General features: G+C 34.4%; 14 protein-coding genes. 10 read left to right on the top strand and 4 right to left on the bottom strand.

Annotation, left to right across the window (positions count from 1 at the left end; all coding sequences use genetic code 11):
• The first annotated feature begins 1 nt into the window (after position 1).
• From Bccel_RS06095 to Bccel_RS06050, 9 genes are all read left to right on the top strand, one after another.
• Positions 2-1,786, top strand: coding sequence for an O-antigen ligase family protein (locus Bccel_RS06095; RefSeq protein ID WP_036944350.1), 1,785 nt, complete (start codon positions 2-4; stop codon positions 1,784-1,786).
• Positions 1,787-2,145: 359 nt separating this feature from the next.
• Positions 2,146-3,465: a hemolysin family protein gene (locus tag Bccel_RS06090; protein WP_036944351.1), complete on the top strand. Its 1,320-nt coding sequence runs from the start codon at positions 2,146-2,148 to the stop codon at positions 3,463-3,465.
• 72 nt (positions 3,466-3,537) lie between these two features.
• Positions 3,538-4,857: a hemolysin family protein gene (locus tag Bccel_RS06085; RefSeq protein WP_036944352.1), complete on the top strand. Its 1,320-nt coding sequence runs from the start codon at positions 3,538-3,540 to the stop codon at positions 4,855-4,857.
• A gap of 156 nt (positions 4,858-5,013) precedes the next feature.
• Positions 5,014-6,375: a stalk domain-containing protein gene (locus Bccel_RS06080; protein ID WP_050753185.1), complete on the top strand. Its 1,362-nt coding sequence runs from the start codon at positions 5,014-5,016 to the stop codon at positions 6,373-6,375.
• Complete coding sequence (locus tag Bccel_RS06075) at positions 6,369-6,554, top strand: hypothetical protein (protein WP_050753184.1); 186 nt, start codon at positions 6,369-6,371, stop codon at positions 6,552-6,554. The genes Bccel_RS06080 and Bccel_RS06075 overlap by 7 nt, the downstream gene beginning before the upstream one ends.
• A 22-nt stretch (positions 6,555-6,576) precedes the next feature.
• On the top strand, positions 6,577-7,314 hold the full coding sequence (locus tag Bccel_RS06070; RefSeq protein WP_338053627.1) for a DUF5050 domain-containing protein: 738 nt from the start codon (positions 6,577-6,579) through the stop codon (positions 7,312-7,314).
• Between the two features lie 532 nt (positions 7,315-7,846).
• Positions 7,847-8,881, top strand: coding sequence for a sialate O-acetylesterase (locus Bccel_RS06060; RefSeq protein WP_050753182.1), 1,035 nt, complete (start codon positions 7,847-7,849; stop codon positions 8,879-8,881).
• Positions 8,882-9,074: 193 nt separating this feature from the next.
• Complete coding sequence (locus tag Bccel_RS06055; RefSeq protein ID WP_050753181.1) at positions 9,075-9,413, top strand: hypothetical protein; 339 nt, start codon at positions 9,075-9,077, stop codon at positions 9,411-9,413.
• A 5-nt stretch (positions 9,414-9,418) separates the two neighbouring features.
• Positions 9,419-9,874, top strand: coding sequence for a polysaccharide lyase family 8 super-sandwich domain-containing protein (locus tag Bccel_RS06050; protein ID WP_050753180.1), 456 nt, complete (start codon positions 9,419-9,421; stop codon positions 9,872-9,874).
• 219 nt (positions 9,875-10,093) lie between these two features.
• On the opposite strand, the gene Bccel_RS06045 is transcribed toward Bccel_RS06050, so the two are convergent.
• The 3 genes from Bccel_RS06045 to Bccel_RS06035 form a co-directional block, all read right to left on the bottom strand.
• On the bottom strand, positions 10,094-11,686 hold the full coding sequence (locus Bccel_RS06045) for a histidine kinase N-terminal 7TM domain-containing diguanylate cyclase (RefSeq protein ID WP_036944356.1): 1,593 nt from the start codon (positions 11,684-11,686) through the stop codon (positions 10,094-10,096).
• Between the two features lie 266 nt (positions 11,687-11,952).
• The gene (locus Bccel_RS06040) at positions 11,953-13,575 is read right to left on the bottom strand and encodes an IS1182 family transposase (RefSeq protein ID WP_050753179.1); all 1,623 of its coding nucleotides are present in this window, start codon (positions 13,573-13,575) and stop codon (positions 11,953-11,955) included.
• Positions 13,576-13,689: 114 nt separating this feature from the next.
• Complete coding sequence (locus Bccel_RS06035; RefSeq protein ID WP_036945090.1) at positions 13,690-14,283, bottom strand: leucine-rich repeat protein; 594 nt, start codon at positions 14,281-14,283, stop codon at positions 13,690-13,692.
• Between the two features lie 374 nt (positions 14,284-14,657).
• Between Bccel_RS06035 and Bccel_RS06030 the strand changes: the two genes are divergently transcribed.
• Positions 14,658-17,036 (top strand): glycoside hydrolase family 9 protein, encoded by a 2,379-nt coding sequence (locus Bccel_RS06030; RefSeq protein WP_036945091.1) that lies wholly within the window; start codon positions 14,658-14,660, stop codon positions 17,034-17,036.
• A gap of 104 nt (positions 17,037-17,140) precedes the next feature.
• On the opposite strand, the gene Bccel_RS06025 is transcribed toward Bccel_RS06030, so the two are convergent.
• Positions 17,141-18,193, bottom strand: coding sequence for a radical SAM protein (locus Bccel_RS06025; protein WP_036945093.1), 1,053 nt, complete (start codon positions 18,191-18,193; stop codon positions 17,141-17,143).
• Positions 18,194-18,335: the final 142 nt, after the last annotated feature.

The raw sequence follows: 18,335 nt of genomic DNA, 5'->3' as shown, positions 1-18,335 counted from the left end.
ATTGAAAAAAGACAAAAAAGCATGTGCAAAAAGAGAAGTAAGGAATAGAGCATTAAATATAACGGCAATTTCGATGGTAATTTTTACAATAGCTTTTATTCCACTTGTTGTTAGATTAAGGATAATTGAAAATCCATCAAACGCTTTACCTGATGCATATGACTTTTTTGCCTTTTGGAAATCCTGGGCCCTTTATATTGCAGCTATTGTAGCAGTAATTCCGTTATTTTATGGCTTGAAAAAGTTTTTTCAGAATAAAAGCCATCTTGAAAGAGGTCAAAATAAAGAAAATATAGTCTTACTGGCTCTGACGGGAATCTATATTATTACATGCATCATATCCACAATCTTATCAAGCAATCTTAGTGTTTCATTGTTTGGTTATAGATGCCAAAATGAAGGACTCTTCACAATAGTGTCGGTCTTTATCATTATGGCATGCGGGCTTTTATATTCAGACAAATTTAAAAGGGATTGGATTTATAAAATTATATATATTTCCGCCAATATTATCTTTATATTAGGCATTTTTCAGTTTTTTGGTTTAGATCCATTCAAAACAGAATTTATTAAAAGCATCATAATACCAAATAGCTATGAGGAACTGGCTAATGGGATACTATATCCGGACAGCTCTTCCTTTAGAAATTCCATCTACTCAACCCTTTATAATTCAAATGTATTTGGAACATATTCAGCAATAATAATGGTATTTACCTTATCTAAAGCTATTTTTATAGAAAATAAAAAGCAAATGATACTTCCGCTTTTTACAATGTCTCTGTCTTTATTTTCATTGTTAAACTGTTATTCAAGAGGTGCATATCTTGGAGCGGCAGTAGGAACCATAGTGATAGTTTTAATGGCTTTGAAAAAAATTAAGATTTATTATAAAAGTTTTATATCAGTTTTTATTTGTATGGCTATAGTTTTGGGAACAACCTTGATTCTAGGAAATGGGAAATTTATGGAGAGATTATCTACAGTCTACATAAATACTCAGGATACTGCTGCAGGTATAACAGAAAGGATAAATGACTTTACTGTAAATAAAAATAAGCTGACACTCAGATTTAATAATAATAGCCTTAATATTGAGAAAAGGTACAGTAACCTTGTATTTTCCGATACTTACGGTTTGGAGCTGACCCTTGATTATTCACCTGATGACGAAGGTTATGTTATAAACAGGGACAATTATCGAGATTTCATTGTTTTTGCAGATAAGGAAAACCTGTACATAAAAAAGCAAAATGCCCTTTTGAGGTTTATTATAAAGGAAAATACCTTTTTACTTGCGGATCTTTACGGAAAAGAAGCGAAAATGAAAGAGGTACTGTCAGGCCTCTTTACCGGCAAGGAAAGGTTTGCATCAGGAAGGGGATATATCTGGTCACGAACTATACCTCTTGTTAAAAACTATATTGCAGTAGGCAGCGGACCTGATACGTTTTATTATGCATTCCAGCAGGATGATTATATTGGAAAGCTTAAGTTTATGTATAATGCTTATGTGAATATTGATATGGCACATAACATGTTTTTACAAAAGGCAATTGAAACAGGCGGGCTATCAATGTTAATATTTATACTTATCATTCTATGGATATTATTTTCAGCATTTAGGAAGAAAAACGTTTCAATATTGGCTATAACCGTTGTGTACTGTATTTGCGGCCTTTTTACAGATGAAAATATTTGTACGATGATTGTGTTCTGGCCTCTTATTGGTATAGAGTTTCCAAATATGTATTCATCAAATATGAAGGATTATTATCACCATTAATATAACAGTGATTAAATCCAAACTATTCCACTAATTCAGGTATATTTATCGAAAAATAAAGGTATTGGGTGCAATGATGCATATAAAGCAGATAAATTCGAGTATAAACCTTTAAGCATCCTTGACATAATAGAAGATAATATAGTAAATTACAATAAAATGAAGAAATATGGAGTGATTGTTAAAATGGAAGATATTCCAGATGATATACGAAGTAGTAAAGCACTAAATCAGGTATTTATAAAAATTAGAAATCGGTTAATGACAAGTTTTAGCAAAAGGCTTTAAATCCAAAAAGACAGGATTATTATGCCTTTTTTTAATGTCTAAGTTATGTATGTAAATAATTAACATGGAGGATGAAAAATTTGTTTCCCGAGATTCTATTACTAGTTGTACTGATAGTGTTAAGTGCGTTTTTTAATTTATCTGAAACTGCTTTGATTTCATTAAATGATAGCAAAATCAAATCTATGCCTGAGGAGCAAAATGGAAAAGGCAGGCTTTTGAAAAAACTATTGGAAGAACCAGGACGATTTCTTGCCACAATTCAAATTGGTGTTGCATTTTCTTACTTTCTAGTCAGTGCATTTGTTGCAGAGCATTTTGCAGAAAAGTTTGTCGGATTGATCAAAATGACAAATATTTCTGTAGCTGATATATGGCTAAAAAACATATCAATAATTATAATTTCACTAGTGCTCCTTTATTTTACACTTGTTTTAGGAGAAATGGTTCCTAAAAAACTGGCTGTAAGAAAAGCAGAGGCTGTATCAAGGTTTGTTGCAGGGCCTTTGTACTTTTTTTCAATATTTGCATATCCTTTCATCAAAATACTGACCATGACAACCGGTTTTTTGGTAAGGCTTTTTGGAGTAGATCCTAATGAAGATGATGAAAAGGTGACAGAAGAAGAAATCCGCCTGATGGTGGATGTAGGAGAAGAAAAAGGTACTATAGATGAGACCGAGAAAGAAATGATCAATAATATTTTTGATTTTAATAATAAAGTTGTATCGGATATTATGACTCACAGAACTGAAATTGAAGCTCTTCCTGTTGACGCAAGATTAAATGAGGTAACTTCATTTATAAACTCTGAAAAGTATTCCAGAATACCAGTATATGAGGATAACATTGATAATATTATAGGTATAATGCATGCTAAATATATTATTCAATATTTGGCTGAAGAAGGCGACAAGAAGAGTTTCAACTTAAAGGATATAATCAGGCATCCATATTTTGTGCCTTCTTCAAAAAAGACAGATGAACTTTTAAAGGAACTTCAGAGAAACAAGACCCATATGGCCATAGTTATAGATGAATATGGCGGAACAGCCGGGATTGTTACATTGGAAGACTTGATAGAAGAAATTGTGGGAAATATTTTTGATGAAGATGATGTAGAAGAGAAGGAAATGGAAAAAATAGATGATAATACGTATCTTATAAATGGTGCTGTCAGCTTGGATGAGGTCCAGGAAGCACTTGGAGTAGATCTTCCGGTTGACGACTATGAAACACTGAGCGGATTTGTTATCGGCCAGATGGGAAGAATACCGGAAAAAGGAGATACTTCAACTATAGAGTTTAATGATTTGATGCTCAAGGTTGAAGAGGTTGACGAGAAGAAGGTATCAAAGATCAGGGTATGTAAAAACGGAAGCTGTCAATAGCATTAAAGGTTAGCTATTTGATTTAAGATTAAGTATGACTTTTAATTAATGACTTGGAGGATTAAATTTTAAATGATAATTGTAATTAACATTTTACTGGTGTTATTCTTTGTACTTATGAATGCTTTTTTTGTATGTGCTGAGTTTGCATTGGTAAAGGTTAGAAAATCACGTTTGGAAGTACTGGTTTCAACCGGAAGTGTACCTGCAAAATTTGCTTATAAGGTAGTTAGCGACCTGAACTCATATCTGTCTGCATGCCAATTGGGTATTACATTGGCATCATTGGCTCTTGGTTGGATTGGCGAACCTACTGTATCTAAAATGATAGGCCCGTTACTTCATCAGTTTGGGCTATCTGAAAGTACCATCCATTCAATTTCCATTTTTCTAGGGTTTTTTATAATTACAGGTTTGCATATTGTATTGGGCGAGCTTGTACCAAAATCCCTGGCTATTATAAGCTCAGAAAAGTTTTCAATTGCTACAGGTTTGCCGCTGTTTCTTTTTTATAGAGCCACTTATCCCATTATGTGGTTGTTCAACCACACCACCAACTTTATACTAAAGCTTATGGGGTATTCCATGGTGGAAGAACATGAAGCTGCTCATACCGATGATGAAATTAAAATACTTGTTGAGGAAAGTTATAAGCATGGATTGATAGACAAAACCGAGTACACATATGTTGATAATATATTTGAATTTACTGATAAGCAAGTAAAAGATATTATGATTCCCCGTATGGATATGGTATGTGTCTATAAGGAGGATTCATTTGAAACCATATTAAAAATGGCAATGGATGAGAAATATACAAGGTATCCTGTATGTGAAGGTGATAAGGATAATGTAGTAGGATTTATCCATATTCGTGATTTATACGAACAGAAGATACGTAAAAATATTAAAAATATAGATGGTTTTATAAGAAGTATCATATCGGTTCCTGAGAGTATGCCCATAAATGAAATGCTTAAGAGGTTTAAAAAAGAAAAGAAAAATATAGCAGTAGTAATTGATGAGTATGGGGGAACAGCAGGTATGGTTACTATTGAGGATGTCCTGGAAGAAATAGTAGGCGATTTGAACGATGAGTATGATGAAGAGGAAGATAAAGAAATAGATGTGATTGATGAAAAATCATTTGTTGCAAAGGGTATTGTAGATTTGGATAAGGTAGCCGACTTGACTGGTGCAGAGCTTCCTGTGGATGAATATGATACTTTAAGCGGCTTTTTAATTGGACAGCTCGGAAGAATACCTTCTGAAGAGGAAAAGCCTGTTATAGAGTTTGGAGGCTTTGTCTTTAAAATGGAAAAGGTTGAGGATAAAAGGGTGCTTTTGGTTAAGATATCCAAGATTGAGAATGTGGTTAGTAGTAACGAATGAGGAATTCTAAAAATTTGATAATAGTAATTGACAAATATAAAAATACACTAAACTTGGGTTTGGTGTATTTTTATATCTTTTTATATATTGATGGCACTCGTTGAAAATGGTAAACTAAATTGACACTTTTGTGATTTGTATTAAGGAGAGAAATAAATGAGTAGTATAAGAAACAAAATGCTGATAGCTGCGGTTTTTTCGATTTTACTATTATCGGGCTTGTCTATATCTAAGTCCCAGGCCTTTGCAGCGGCATCTGATGATAATAGCATAAAAGTAGCTATAGACGGCAATTATTTGACCTTCGACGTTCCGCCTGCTGTTATTTCAGGAAGAACAATGGTCCCTTTAAGGGTTATATTTGAAGGGCTTGGTGCATCAGTGACATGGGATTCGAAAACAAAAACTGTAATCGGACAAAAGCAGGGGAAAACTGTAAAACTCATAATAAACAATAAAAATGCATACATAAACGGTAAAGTACATAAAATTGATGTTCCTCCTATGGTGATAAATGGCAGGACGCTAGTACCTACCAGGTTTATAGCTGAGAGTCTTGGAACAGATGTTTATTGGGAAGCTAAAGCTAAGACAGTTACTATCATACCACTTAAGGCAATAAAGTTCCCAGATGCAAAGCTGGAAGCTGCATTAAGAACAGCTTTGAAGAAGCCTACCGGAAGCATAATGACTACTGATGCTAAAAAACTTAAGAAATTGAATCTTGAGAATAAAGGCATATCCAACATTGATGGGTTGCAGTACTTTAGAGGGCTTACGGAACTGAATTTGAATAAAAATAATATTAAGGATATCACAAGTCTTGGATCTCTGACAGAACTTACAAAATTGGAATTCAAAAACAACAAAGTCAGGGATGTTTCAATATTAAAGAATTTGACAAAATTGATATGGCTATTAGTTTCAGAAAACCAAATAGCAGATATTTCGCCTATAAAAGAATTATCAGGTATGAGTGCACTTGATATATCTTATAACCAGATCAATGATATATCCTGCCTTTCAAACTTGAAAAAGCTTGAGTATTTTTATTTGCTGGATAATCCGTTAAGGGATATAAGCGTGCTTAAGGGATACAAAAATTTAAAGAAGATATATGTAGTTAATCCCAAAACTCCTGATAAATTAAACCAACAATTGTTTGACAGATTTGAAAAGATGGATAAAAAGGTTAAGGAAGTAGTGGCAAGCGTAATTAAGCCTGAAATGACAGAATTGGAAAAGGAAATGGCATTGCATGACTATGTTGTAACATATGTAAAGTATGATAAGGTCAATTTTATAAATGATACACTGCCTTCGGATACACATGAAGCTTATGGAGCCTTGATTAACGGTACGGCAGTTTGCGACGGTTACGCGGAAGCTCTCCAATTGCTCCTAAATGCTGTTGGTATTGAATGTATAAAGGTTAGAGGGGAGACCGATTTCTTAACAGGTTCTCTTTCAGCAACCAGAAAAGATGGAACAAAGTGGGGCATGCATGGAATATGGTAAAGATAAACGGTGTTTACTACCATGTTGATCCAACATCTAATGATGATGATCTAAATGATGGCGGATATCTTATAAACCATTTCCATTTCAACCTTTCCGACAAACAGCTAGGGGTTGAGTATAAATGGACAGGGAAGCATATCCGGCTTGTAATAACGATAGTCAGTTTTTTGACATGACTATTAAAGAAAAAGAAATGTAATTATAGCAAATGATCAGTACTATTTTATTAACAGTAAGAAAAATATTGTGAAAAAGTCCTTTGATGGAAATAAAATATTAAATCTTGTTAATGAACAGGCAGCTCAAATTGTACTTCAAGGTGAGTTTATATATTATATCAATGAATTCGATGGCAGAAGTGTTTTTAGGGTTAAAACTGATGGTTCGGAAAGGACAAAAATCTGTGAAGGAAAGGTTTATGAAATAGAAGCATCAAGCGAGAGTATTTATTATATTAAGGACAATAAACTTAACAGGATGTATCTCGATGGAAGCGATCAGACTGTTGTAAGTAATGATTGGGCTGTTACATGGGTGGACGTTATAGGCGATACAATATATTTTAAATGTTATAACAATTACATAGCTAGGGTTGTAAAAGCAGATTTAAATGGAAATAACAAAAGAGACGTCTGCACTGATGAGCCTTCAGGCTTTATACGCAACAGTGATGGGACATTCAAATTCTGGTATTATCATAGTGAGCATATAATAAACGATTGGTTATATTATATAAACGCCTCAGATCAAAGAACGATATATAAAGTAAAACTGGATGGTACCGAAAGGACAAAAGTTACAACAGACAGTGTTACAGATACCAGTTATGAAGATATTGAGATTTATGACAATTATATATACTATAGAAATTCATTAGATGGAAATAAGGTCTACAGGATAAAGACAGATGGATCAAACAGGCAGATTGTACAATAAAATTGCACAATCTATAATGAAGATAAGAGGGGCAGTTATAAAACCGATTGAGTGAGTTTGGTTTTGTAACTGCCCTATTATGTGTCTGTGAAATTGTGGTCTATGCTGCATCACAATTTCTCACATCAGCAACTAAGGTTGAAAAATCACTTGGTTATTATGTTCTAAAGAATGGAATAATCATACAAGCAACTAATTTCACAATTGTAAAAATTCTCAAAATTTGATACAGTAATATTTAGAGAGATATTTAGATAGTAATTTATACAATGCAATTACCATAGTGAATTAAGGCATGCTTAAGGATTCTTTGAATCCGGAAGAGAAGGATCATCAATAAGAGTAAAGAAAGGGGTGACAGTTCGGTATCTATATTAAAAGGGTTAATAATCTTACATTTGGCAGAGCAAATAATGAATATTTTTAGAGGGATTTTAGATAGACAAATGTAAAGGAGTAATCACTTTTAATCTGTAAAGATTGTTTTATGAAAAAGAGTTTTAATATTTATTTTAAGGGGGAAAAGTACGGTATGAAGATTAAAAAGCTATTAAGTATGGTACTTATTTGCAGTATTATTGCTACATATTTTGTACAATCTGTTGTAACTACCAGTGCAGCAGATATAAAAGGAGATATCAACAATGACAGCGTTATAAACATGGCTGATGTTATTTTGTTGGCTGGTGCCTTTAATGCAGTAAGCGGAGATCCCAGATATGCTCCGATATATGACATCAATAATGACGGCGTTATAAACATGGCTGATGTTATAATAATTGCAGCGAATTTTGGTAAAACAGTACCAAAAGCCACACCAACTTCAACAAAAGTACCAAATACACCAACTCCGACAAAAGTACCGGCTACATCAACACCAACTCCAACATCTGCCGGTAAATTCCATTGTTTCATTCTGACAGGACAATCCAACATGGCAGGATACCCTAAGGCTCAAAATTCTGATAGAGAAAAAGACCCACGGATACTTTCATTGGGATATTATAATAATCAGTGGGCTGTTGCTGCTCCACCTCTCCATGAAAATAGAGATTCCATAGGCCCTGGCGACTGGTTTGCCAAGACTCTGATACAGAAACTACCGGCTAATGATACTATAGGTTTGATACCATGTGCTGTCAGCGGTATAGGCATAGATGATTTAATTGGCTCAAAATATAGCTGGATTCTCGAAAAAGCTAAAAAAGCAAAGGAAAAGGGAGGAATTATAGAGGGCATTCTCTTGCATCAGGGAGAAACAAATTGTAACCAAGCGGATTGGCCTAATAAGGTTAATACACTGATGACAAAACTTAAAAACGATCTTGGCTTGGGTGACATTCCTATTCTTGCGGGTGAGCTTCTTTATACCGGAGATTGTAAAAGTCATAATACTTTGGTAAATAAGCTGCCCACCGTAGTTAAGAACTGTCATGTAGTTTCTGCACAGGGACTGACTGAGGATTCCAGTGATGCAATATATAATCTCCATTTTGATCATAATTCACAGGTTACATTTGGTAAGAGGTATGCGGAAAAAATGATTCAAGCCCTTGGCTTAAAGTAAAATTAAAGAATTACACGTAGATAAAAGCCCCTACTCCTTGAAGCATCAGGAAGTAGGGGTTTTTAAAAATACATTCATAATAAGAAGATGCATAGGTATATTAATTTCAAATACCTGAGGCTCTTACGATCAGTTAGGAAAATCAATGAAATGTGAGGGTACGTATGAGTAAAAAAGTTGTCAGTATAATTTTATGTTCAGCAGTATATTGACGGAAAGTGCGGCAGATGAATTTGATTTGCTTAAGGATAAATGGTTGGAAATGCTGAACGGAGGAAACGGTTTCAATATCAGCGATACTGATTTTGCAGCAAAGATCAAACAAATTCAATCGGATGCCAATACAAAACACAGCAGGTTGAACCTGGCCGCCGACAGAACATACATCTTCAGTAACCACAAAGACCCTTCTGTATCTTCCAATGTAACAGGCACTCATCAAAGTTTGAAGTCCCTTGCATTGGCTGTCTCAACAAAGGGTGCTCACAATATGGCAATACAGTTTGGAAAACCGAAATCATTGAAGCATTAAAGCGGTTGATTACTAATAATTGGTACAACTCAACCAAATCCCAAGGGAAACAGGGCAATTGCAACAACTGGTGGGATTGGGAGATTGCCACCACACTTTATGATGCATTAAAGGCCGGGCAGATTATGAATGATTCAACTATAACTGGCAGGGAATATATTGAAAAGTACAAACAATTCAATTCCATGGACAGGGCTTATTTACTTAGACAAACATATGGATTAGGTATAAGTATGTTTTCAACAAGAATTGAAAACTATGAATCGGTAGGCAGTCCTGGAAATAACAGAAAGGGATGGCATCAGGGTGATGGTTGGATGAAATTGGCAAATGCCGATAAAACCCAGTTTACAGATAATTATTGGCCAACGGTTGACTCTTATAGGTTGCCGGGTACCACTGTTGAACAAAAAACCCTTAATATGATAGGTATTAACTTCTGGAAAGATGCCGAGAAGTAGAAAGGGACAATAAATAAAACCAGATTTTATAGTCAAACAGTCAAAAGCTATACTGTAAAAATCAGCAAGTCCTATTACTTGTACCGTGAAGTAAGAAACGTTATTTTCAACAGCAATAAACAGCTGTCTTCATAGGTGATGTCATAATTGTTGCCAAGCACTTTAATGCGATACCTTCAAACTATGAGGCTTTAGCATTATAAATGTTACAGCATGATACTATTTGTATACTAATTGATTTTTGCCTTTAGTCTTAGCCTTATACATTCTCTCATCTGCTATCTGAAACAAATCTCTGTTCGATTCCAATGAGTCGTTTATGTATGTGGCAACTCCTATACTTATAGTGATGTGACCTTTTGGTAAACGACTCCCAAAATCGAATTCATAACCTTCGACTTTTTTTCTGATTCTTTCAGCAATGGTAATGATTGTTTCTTTATCTGTATTACTAAAAAGTATGACAAATTCTTCTCCTCCATATCTGCATACAATATCACCATTACGGATATTATCAAGAAGTACCTTTACCAGTTGATTTAAAATTTCGTCACCTGCCGCATGTCCATATTTATCATTAACCTTTTTAAAATCATCAATATCCAGTATTGCTATGCCAAAGTCCTCAATATTGCGGGTATCTGTAGTATGTTTGGTATAATTTAATATTCTCGAGACTCTTTCAGCATACTGTTCACTAAATACCCTTCTGTTAAATACGCCGGTTAATCCGTCCTTGTCAGCTAATTCCTTTAATGCAGTCATACTTTCATGTAGTCTGGTAACATCCTTAAACAGAATAATCTGCCCCATATTCTTTTTATTTAGGGTAATCACAGCTGGTTCGATTTCAAAAAACATTTCAATATCATTTAGAATGTATCTTTTTTCCTGAGGCTTAATATTACTATATTCATCGGTGCTATAGTAACATGGATTATCTATTGCACTTTCTACATATGATATTTCCAGTTCTTTTGCGATATTAAGAAAGCTGCTGCCTATGTTTATCTTTAGAGAATTGCTGAATAAATCAAAGAACTTTTTGTTATAGTCTACAATAACAAAATTCTTATCAATGATAATAAGAGCCTCAGACATATGGTCCATTATAGTTTTTAATGCAATTGGTGTTATGTCACAAAAACCATATTTATTAATGGCTATCCAGAAAAATACCGCAGTAAATGAAAAAGATATAACTGTATCATCAGGAGTGAAAGGTTTGAAGAACAGACTGGTTATGCTTAGTATCATAGGAGGTATAATACCTAATATAATAAAAAGCAACTGTTTAAAATATATTGCAGAATTTATTAATGCGTATCGCAAGAAGTTGTAAAATCCAATAACAACACATGTATATAGGTAAATGACATGAAAATAACCGTAAAAGCCTATAACAGTTTTACCGGTATGTATATCATAAACTTTCCAGAGCAAGCCATGCCAATCATTAGTAGCCCACATGGCCGAACTTACGATGGGAACAACCCATAACCATAAATATTTGGGGTTTGTGGTATTAATATTGGGATTTATATAAACAAGACTCATTACCAAAAATATTACCGGGATAAAGTAAATTGGTATATCCTTTGATCTGTAAAATATGTTATAAAGACTATTGTCATCAGGAAGAGAAAATATAAATCCCCGCAGTGTTAAAGCATCCATTAAGCCGCTATACAGCAATCCGGATAATAAGTAAATAAACATTTTACCTACAGGCGTTTTATTCTTTTTTAGCATCGAATTTACCAATAGAAAGCTTGATGATGCCATTGACATATATAGCAATATAATAAACAATATGTTCACCTGATTTTAATGGATTTTATTCATGCCTCAATATATATCGGGTACATAATAATTTGTCATTATAGGCGATTTCCTAAACATGTTAAATATAAAAGGGGCTGTTGCAATTACGATTTATAATCGTAGTACAACGCCCCATTTCTATAATGATAGTGAAATATTTTAACCAAAATATTATATTCTTTTTCTTTCTTTTGAAAAAAGAGTATAGCAAATAAAGCTTACTGATTTATGCTCTTTATTATAAACATTTTTATCTAAGCTGTTTTTAATGGATGTAAATATGTAGAACATCGTTCTGACTGAATTTTGTTGTGCAGTTTGTTTACATTATGAGCTAAGCCAAGAAGAATACATTCTGCCAAGATATTCTTTTTCCCTTTACACAAAAAACGTCTGAATCCCATATCTTGTTTTATTTCTCCAAAAGCACCTTCAGACTGAATACTTCGGTTCATTCTGAGCTCTTTTCCCTCATCACTAAGGATTCTGGTTATCGCTGCCTCACGTTTTTGCTGAAATAGTTTTGAAACTTCAAGATGCTTGGTTCGTTCTTCCAATGGCTTTTTGCTGTTTCCCTTAATGCATTTTGATTTAATAGGGCATTGAGTGCAATCTTCACATGTATAACAGGTTTTCTCACTTCTATAGCCAGTCTTGCTTTTGCTGAATTTAATCCCTGTGGCTACAAGCTTTTTACCGCTGCTACATATATAAAAGTCGTTTTCTTTGTCATAGCTCATATTTTCCTTCCTACTGATATCAGTTTTATATTTCCGTGTCTTACTAATTTCATAATTGGAAGGTTTGATAAAAGCAAGCTGACCGTTCTCATCGAGATAGACGTAGTTTTCCTCACTTTCATAGCCTGAGTCTGCAACTATATTTCTGTAAGTATACTTCAAACGACTCTTTATGCTGTCTAAAAATGGTATTAGCGTGGTTGTATCTGTAGGCTGTGGTCCAGCACTAATCCATACTATATATTCAGCATCTACCCCAAACTGAATGTTGTAGCCGGGTTTTAATTGCCCATTCTTCATAGCATCTTCTTTCATCCTCATGAAGGTTGCATCAGGGTCTGTCTTTGAATAGCTATTTCTATCCCCCATAAGATGCAGATGCTTATTATATTTCTTGAGCCTTGATATGTATTCATCCAGCTGTTCAAATGTTTTTTGGAGAGGAGATTTTCTTTTTCCTATACCAGAGACAAATTGAATATCTTCATCGTTTTTTATTTTGCAAAGTTTACGTCTGAGCTTTTTCAAATGGTGCATCTTGATTTCTTCACCATATAAAATCTTAAATCCAAAATTCTCTTCTGTTTGTTTTAAAAAAGTTGGGAGCTTATCCATCAGTTTTTTCTGATTCTTAGTGACAGAACCTTTCCAGACAAAAGTATATTTATTTGATGCAGCTTCAAGCTTTGTCCCATCAATAAATAGATTTTTCATTGAAATTTCTTTGTTTTCAGCAAGCATCTGCGTAAACTGTGCCAAAAGATTTTCTGAAACAGGTGCAAAATGAATACTTCTGAATCTTGCAATTGTTGTATAATCCGGAGCAGGCGAGCCTTCAAGAAGGTACATATAATTAATGTCCCGCTTGCAGGCTCTTTCGATTTTCCTTGTAGAATAATTACTATTCATATAAGCATATAGCATGATCTTCAGCATCTGTGTTGGGGTTGCTTGTTTTTTCCTTAAACGGGAATAAGTCTTATATAATTCTGATAAATTCATCTCCTCTACAATTTGACCCAGCAACCTTACAGAATCATCATTCGGAATCATACATTCAACATTTAACGGCAATTTTAATTGATAGAAACCACCGTGCGTAGTATAATCTTTATGTGTTAAATTTTTTACTAGCATAAAAATATTTTACACCTTTTGCCGGACTTTGAATAGTCTGGCAATTGTTTTTTGCAAGTAAAAAAGGCTCCTACACTAATTTCTTAGTGCAACAGCCCCAAATACGCTGCATAGTCATAAGTGTTCCATATATGTTCTGATTGGCTCCATCCAAAATGCCGCCCATAGGTGCATATTAACATTCTGCTGAAAATTCTCATGTACCTCTGATGTAAAAGCCAATGTGTTTATAGTTGGTAGGGAAGTAATAAGAGCAAATTCAAAATCTTCAATAGAGGTAGTTCCATCTTCAAGTATGATGTTTTTTATATTGCAATCGGCAAAAGGGCCGCCTTCGTCGGATTTGAAAAAATCTTTTGGTGTTTTGGAGATGGTTAAGCTTGTAAGATCACAACTTGCAAAAACACCATAACCAAGGCTTGTAATGCTGTCTGGAATTGTCACGTTTTTTAAATTAGTGCGGTTATAAAATGCACCAGTGTCAAGACCAATAACCTTTATGTCATTTATCTGGCTCGGAATTTCAATATCTCCGCCATTTCCGGAATAACCAGTTATCATACCTGTTTGTGTATTAAAGGTGTATCCGTCGGAAGTGGTTATAATGTCTGAAAATGTGATGTACGCAACGCTCTGGACAGATGCTATGTTGATACTGATTACCAATATCAGCATTAACACAAGAAACTTAAACATAGTCTTTAGCATAAAATTTTCCCCCTTTTAATAATGACAGTTTAGGTGCTGTAATATATATTTTACAGTATGATTCTGTCATACATTAGTATGGTTTTGTATAATATACTGCTAATTAATATGGACAAAATCAACCTTAATATAATATACAACAACTAAATAATGTTATAATTTTATATAAGATATTAGTGTATTATACTGCCCTTTAGATGGAAGTGACGCACCTTATTGAAAACATGGTTTTTATGGCAATTTTATAATTGTATGGCGAATGAAAATATAGTAAGATTAATTTAGAGAGAAAAGTAATCATATCAATGTTATGGAGGTGTAGAGAGAGTAAATTTATTACCTGTTTATTTAAATTTTAGAAAGGAAGAGATACGATGAAAAATAAGAAAAATTTTTCAAAAAAAGCCGGAGCTGTAATTTTGAGTGCTTTCATACTTGCTACATCAGTTACTCCTGTTACTCTTAATGCTGCAGATGTAGAATTTAACTATGCAAAAGCATTGCAGTATTCTCAATTCTTCTATGATGCCAACATGTGTGGTGCCGGTGTTGATGAAAACAACCTATACAATTGGAGAAGTGATTGTCATGTTTATGATACAGAGCTTCCGCTTGATTCAAAAAATACTAATATGTCAGATAGTTTCATAAGCAAGAATAAAAGCATACTTGATCCGGATGGAGATGGGAAACTAGATGTTTCAGGAGGCTTCCACGATGCAGGTGACCATGTAAAGTTCGGCATGCCTGAAGCATATTCCGGATCTACGGTAGGATGGGGATTTTACGAATTTAGAGAACAATATGAAGCTACCGGACAAGATACTCATACTAAAACAATATTAAGATATTTTAATGATTATTTTATGAAGTCTACATATTTAGATGCTTCAGGTAAAGCTATAGCTTTTTGCTACCAAGTAGGTGATGGTGATATTGACCATGCTTACTGGAATGCACCAGAAGTAGATGAAATGTTCAGAAGGGGTTGGTTTGCAACTGAAGAACTGCCTTCAACTGACTGTGTGTCGGCAGCTGCAGCTTCTCTTGCGGTTAACTACTTGAATTTTAAAGATGAAGATCCTGAGTATGCAGAGAAAAATCTTAAATATGCAAAAGCTTTATTTGAGTTTGCAGAGAGAATTGATCCTGCAAAAAGGAAATGCAATGATGACGGTCCTAAGGGATATTATGCTTCATCCAAATGGCAGGATGATTACTGTTGGGCTGCTTCATGGCTTTATTTAGCAACTGAGGATGATCATTATTTAGATGAAGTATGGAAATATTATGATTATTATGCACCTTCCTGCTGGACACATTGTTGGAATGATGTATGGGCAGGTACAGCATGTATTTTAGGTGAAATAAACGACAAATATGATAAAGATGGACAGACATTTGAAGATAAATACAGAAAAGCTGCTAATAAGAGTCCTTATGAAACTATAGATTTCTGGAGTCAGATAGCCAAATTGGTAGATAACTGGATGAATGGTACAGTTCCAAAAATAACACCAGGGGGATACTCATTCCTTAATCAATGGGGTTCTGCAAGATATAATACAGCTACTCAGATGGTAGCTCTTGTTTATGACAAGCATCACGGTGATACACCATCAAAATATGGAGAATGGGCAAAATCCCAGATGCAATATTTAATGGGAGATAATCCGATTAATCGTTGCTATATAGTAGGATATAGTGATATTTCTGCAAAATTCCCACACCATAGAGCTGCATCCGGTTTGTCCAAATGTGAAGATCCTGATCCACATAAATATGTACTTTATGGAGCTTTAGTCGGTGGACCAGGTGCTAGTGACCAACATATCGATGTAACATCAGATTATATCTACAACGAAGTTACAATAGACTATAATGCTGCATTTGTTGGAGCGTGTGCAGGTCTTTACAGATATTTCGGAGACTCTTCAATGAAAGTTACACCGGATTTCCCACCAAAAGTTATAATAGATCCTGGAAACACCAGCGGTGGTAATTCATACTGGGTAGAAGCATTTGGCGTTGATATAGCACAGGATGATGGACCAAAGGCTACTGAAATAACACTTTATGTATGTTCTGATGTTAAAAAGACTTCAAAAAATATTTCAGTAAGATACTATTTTGATTCTACAGGAATGACATCTCTTGAGCCTAATAGTATAGAAATGAGGCAGTTATATGATCAGACGGCAGCAGAAACTGATTATGCAGCTGAGCTTTCAGGTCCTCATCTCTATAAAGACAAAATTTACTATGTGGAAATAAAATGGCCAAACTTTGTAGTTGCTAATTCTAACAAAAAATACCAATTTGCATTAGGAACATATGCTTGGCAAAATTATTGGAATCCTAAGGACGACTGGAGTCATCAAGGTTTGAGTATTGAAAAGGACAATTGGACAGGAACACCTGTAAAGACTGAAAATATCTGTGTTTATGATAACGGTGTTCTTGTAGGAGGAACTGAACCTGATGGAACCAAACCTGTAGTAACAACACCTACTACGCAGCCACCTACAACACAACCACCTTCTAATACACCTACTCCGACATCTAAAAAATCCAAGGTGGATGTTAATGGTGACGGGGTAATTAACATGGCCGATGTAATAATTATTGCAAAGAAGTTTAATGCTGTCAGCACAGACTCAAATTATGATGTTAATTGTGACCTGAATGTTGATGGAGCAATAAACATTGGGGATGTAATAATGGTTGCAGCAAAATTTAATACACAGGCATAATTATAATACTTTCATAGGCACAAGATGCAGCAGGATATGAATTCCTGCCGTATCTTGTGCCTTTTATTATATAACAGATTATGGGTTACAAAACTTTATAATAATTACTTAGGGTGGGGTGGATCAATAATAATTGAATCTTCCTTCCATAAATTCAATATGGAAACAGGTTTGTGCAACCCTAAAATACTCAATAACTGCATTTCATCAAAAACTTTTTTTGAATTTTCAACCAGAGCAGAAGGCAGCTTTTCCGAAAATTTCTTTGTTTCATAAAGAATCCGGCATGCTTCACAGTTTCCACCAAGTTCGTTTTTATCTATTAATGAAATAAAATATCTATTGCATATCCATTTAATAATTTCGTATGGTCCTCTTAAGTGCAACCAATTTAACAAGGTTGAGGTTTTAGCACTTTCCAGTGTTAATATTAAATTTTCAGGATGATATTTTGGATCCAGAATTAGTTCATCTACAACAGGCAATACACCGCAACAGGCGAGTAATTTATTCTGAGGATTAAGTGAAGGTCCTGTCAGTACGTAGGGACAAGGATCTATTACCCGCTCTGGACGGTGAGTGGAATCTTTTAATTTTTCTCCAGCTCTTCCAGTTAAATTTAATGGACTTTCTAAAATAATATCATTTGGAGATAAGTCTCGTCCTAGTTCTCTCTCTACTCTTTCTTTGGTCCAACGTGATTTTGCTGATTGAACTACATTAATGCCTGTCATTATTCCCAATTGATTGGCAACTTTATATGCATTTGAAATACAATTGAATGATACAAATTCTTCATGATAGTCATCCCAACTGATGGAAAGTTCATCCAATCCGCTTTCTTTCAGTGGGATTAAGGCTGTTTGAGTTTTATTTAAATCTTTAGCAAAAAATGCACTTGTAATGACTCTTGTTGAAAATCCATTCTCTTTTGCATAAGCAACAGCATCTATTAAATCCTTTCCGAGTAAGAAAGGCTCTCCGCCCGTAAAAGCAATTAACTTAACATTTGAAGATTTAAGAGCCTTAATAGTATCCTTGATGACATTTAGTGATAATCTATCTTTATTGTGTGGCCCTGCGGAAAAACAGCAATGTGCACATGAAAGTGGACAACTATATGTAACTTGAAATGCAAAGTTTGTAGGCTCGATCATTTTTTAACACCTTTCCTGATCTAAATAATTGTCAATAATCAAAATAAAATTCAACAGCAGTTAATAATGGAATATCAGCTGCGGTTTCAAGAATCTTAGATTACTACTGGATTCAGCAAGGCGTTGTTTACTTCATAAATTG

The organism is Pseudobacteroides cellulosolvens ATCC 35603 = DSM 2933, from assembly GCF_001262605.1.
Lineage (GTDB): Bacteria > Bacillota > Clostridia > Acetivibrionales > DSM-2933 > Pseudobacteroides > Pseudobacteroides cellulosolvens.
This window is presented reverse-complemented; position numbering and strand designations above follow the sequence as displayed.

Coding starts and splice junctions, on each gene's coding strand:
- Bccel_RS06075 (WP_050753184.1), top strand. CDS start 6,369: ATGGTAAAGATAAACGGTGTTTACTACCATGTTGATCCAACATCTAAT.
- Bccel_RS06085 (WP_036944352.1), top strand. CDS start 3,538: ATGATAATTGTAATTAACATTTTACTGGTGTTATTCTTTGTACTTATG.
- Bccel_RS06090 (WP_036944351.1), top strand. CDS start 2,146: ATGAAAAATTTGTTTCCCGAGATTCTATTACTAGTTGTACTGATAGTG.
- Bccel_RS06030 (WP_036945091.1), top strand. CDS start 14,658: ATGAAAAATAAGAAAAATTTTTCAAAAAAAGCCGGAGCTGTAATTTTG.
- Bccel_RS06035 (WP_036945090.1), bottom strand. CDS start 14,283: ATGCTAAAGACTATGTTTAAGTTTCTTGTGTTAATGCTGATATTGGTA.
- Bccel_RS06080 (WP_050753185.1), top strand. CDS start 5,014: ATGAGTAGTATAAGAAACAAAATGCTGATAGCTGCGGTTTTTTCGATT.
- Bccel_RS06025 (WP_036945093.1), bottom strand. CDS start 18,193: ATGATCGAGCCTACAAACTTTGCATTTCAAGTTACATATAGTTGTCCA.
- Bccel_RS06055 (WP_050753181.1), top strand. CDS start 9,075: ATGTTCAGCAGTATATTGACGGAAAGTGCGGCAGATGAATTTGATTTG.
- Bccel_RS06060 (WP_050753182.1), top strand. CDS start 7,847: ATGAAGATTAAAAAGCTATTAAGTATGGTACTTATTTGCAGTATTATT.
- Bccel_RS06040 (WP_050753179.1), bottom strand. CDS start 13,575: ATGCTAGTAAAAAATTTAACACATAAAGATTATACTACGCACGGTGGT.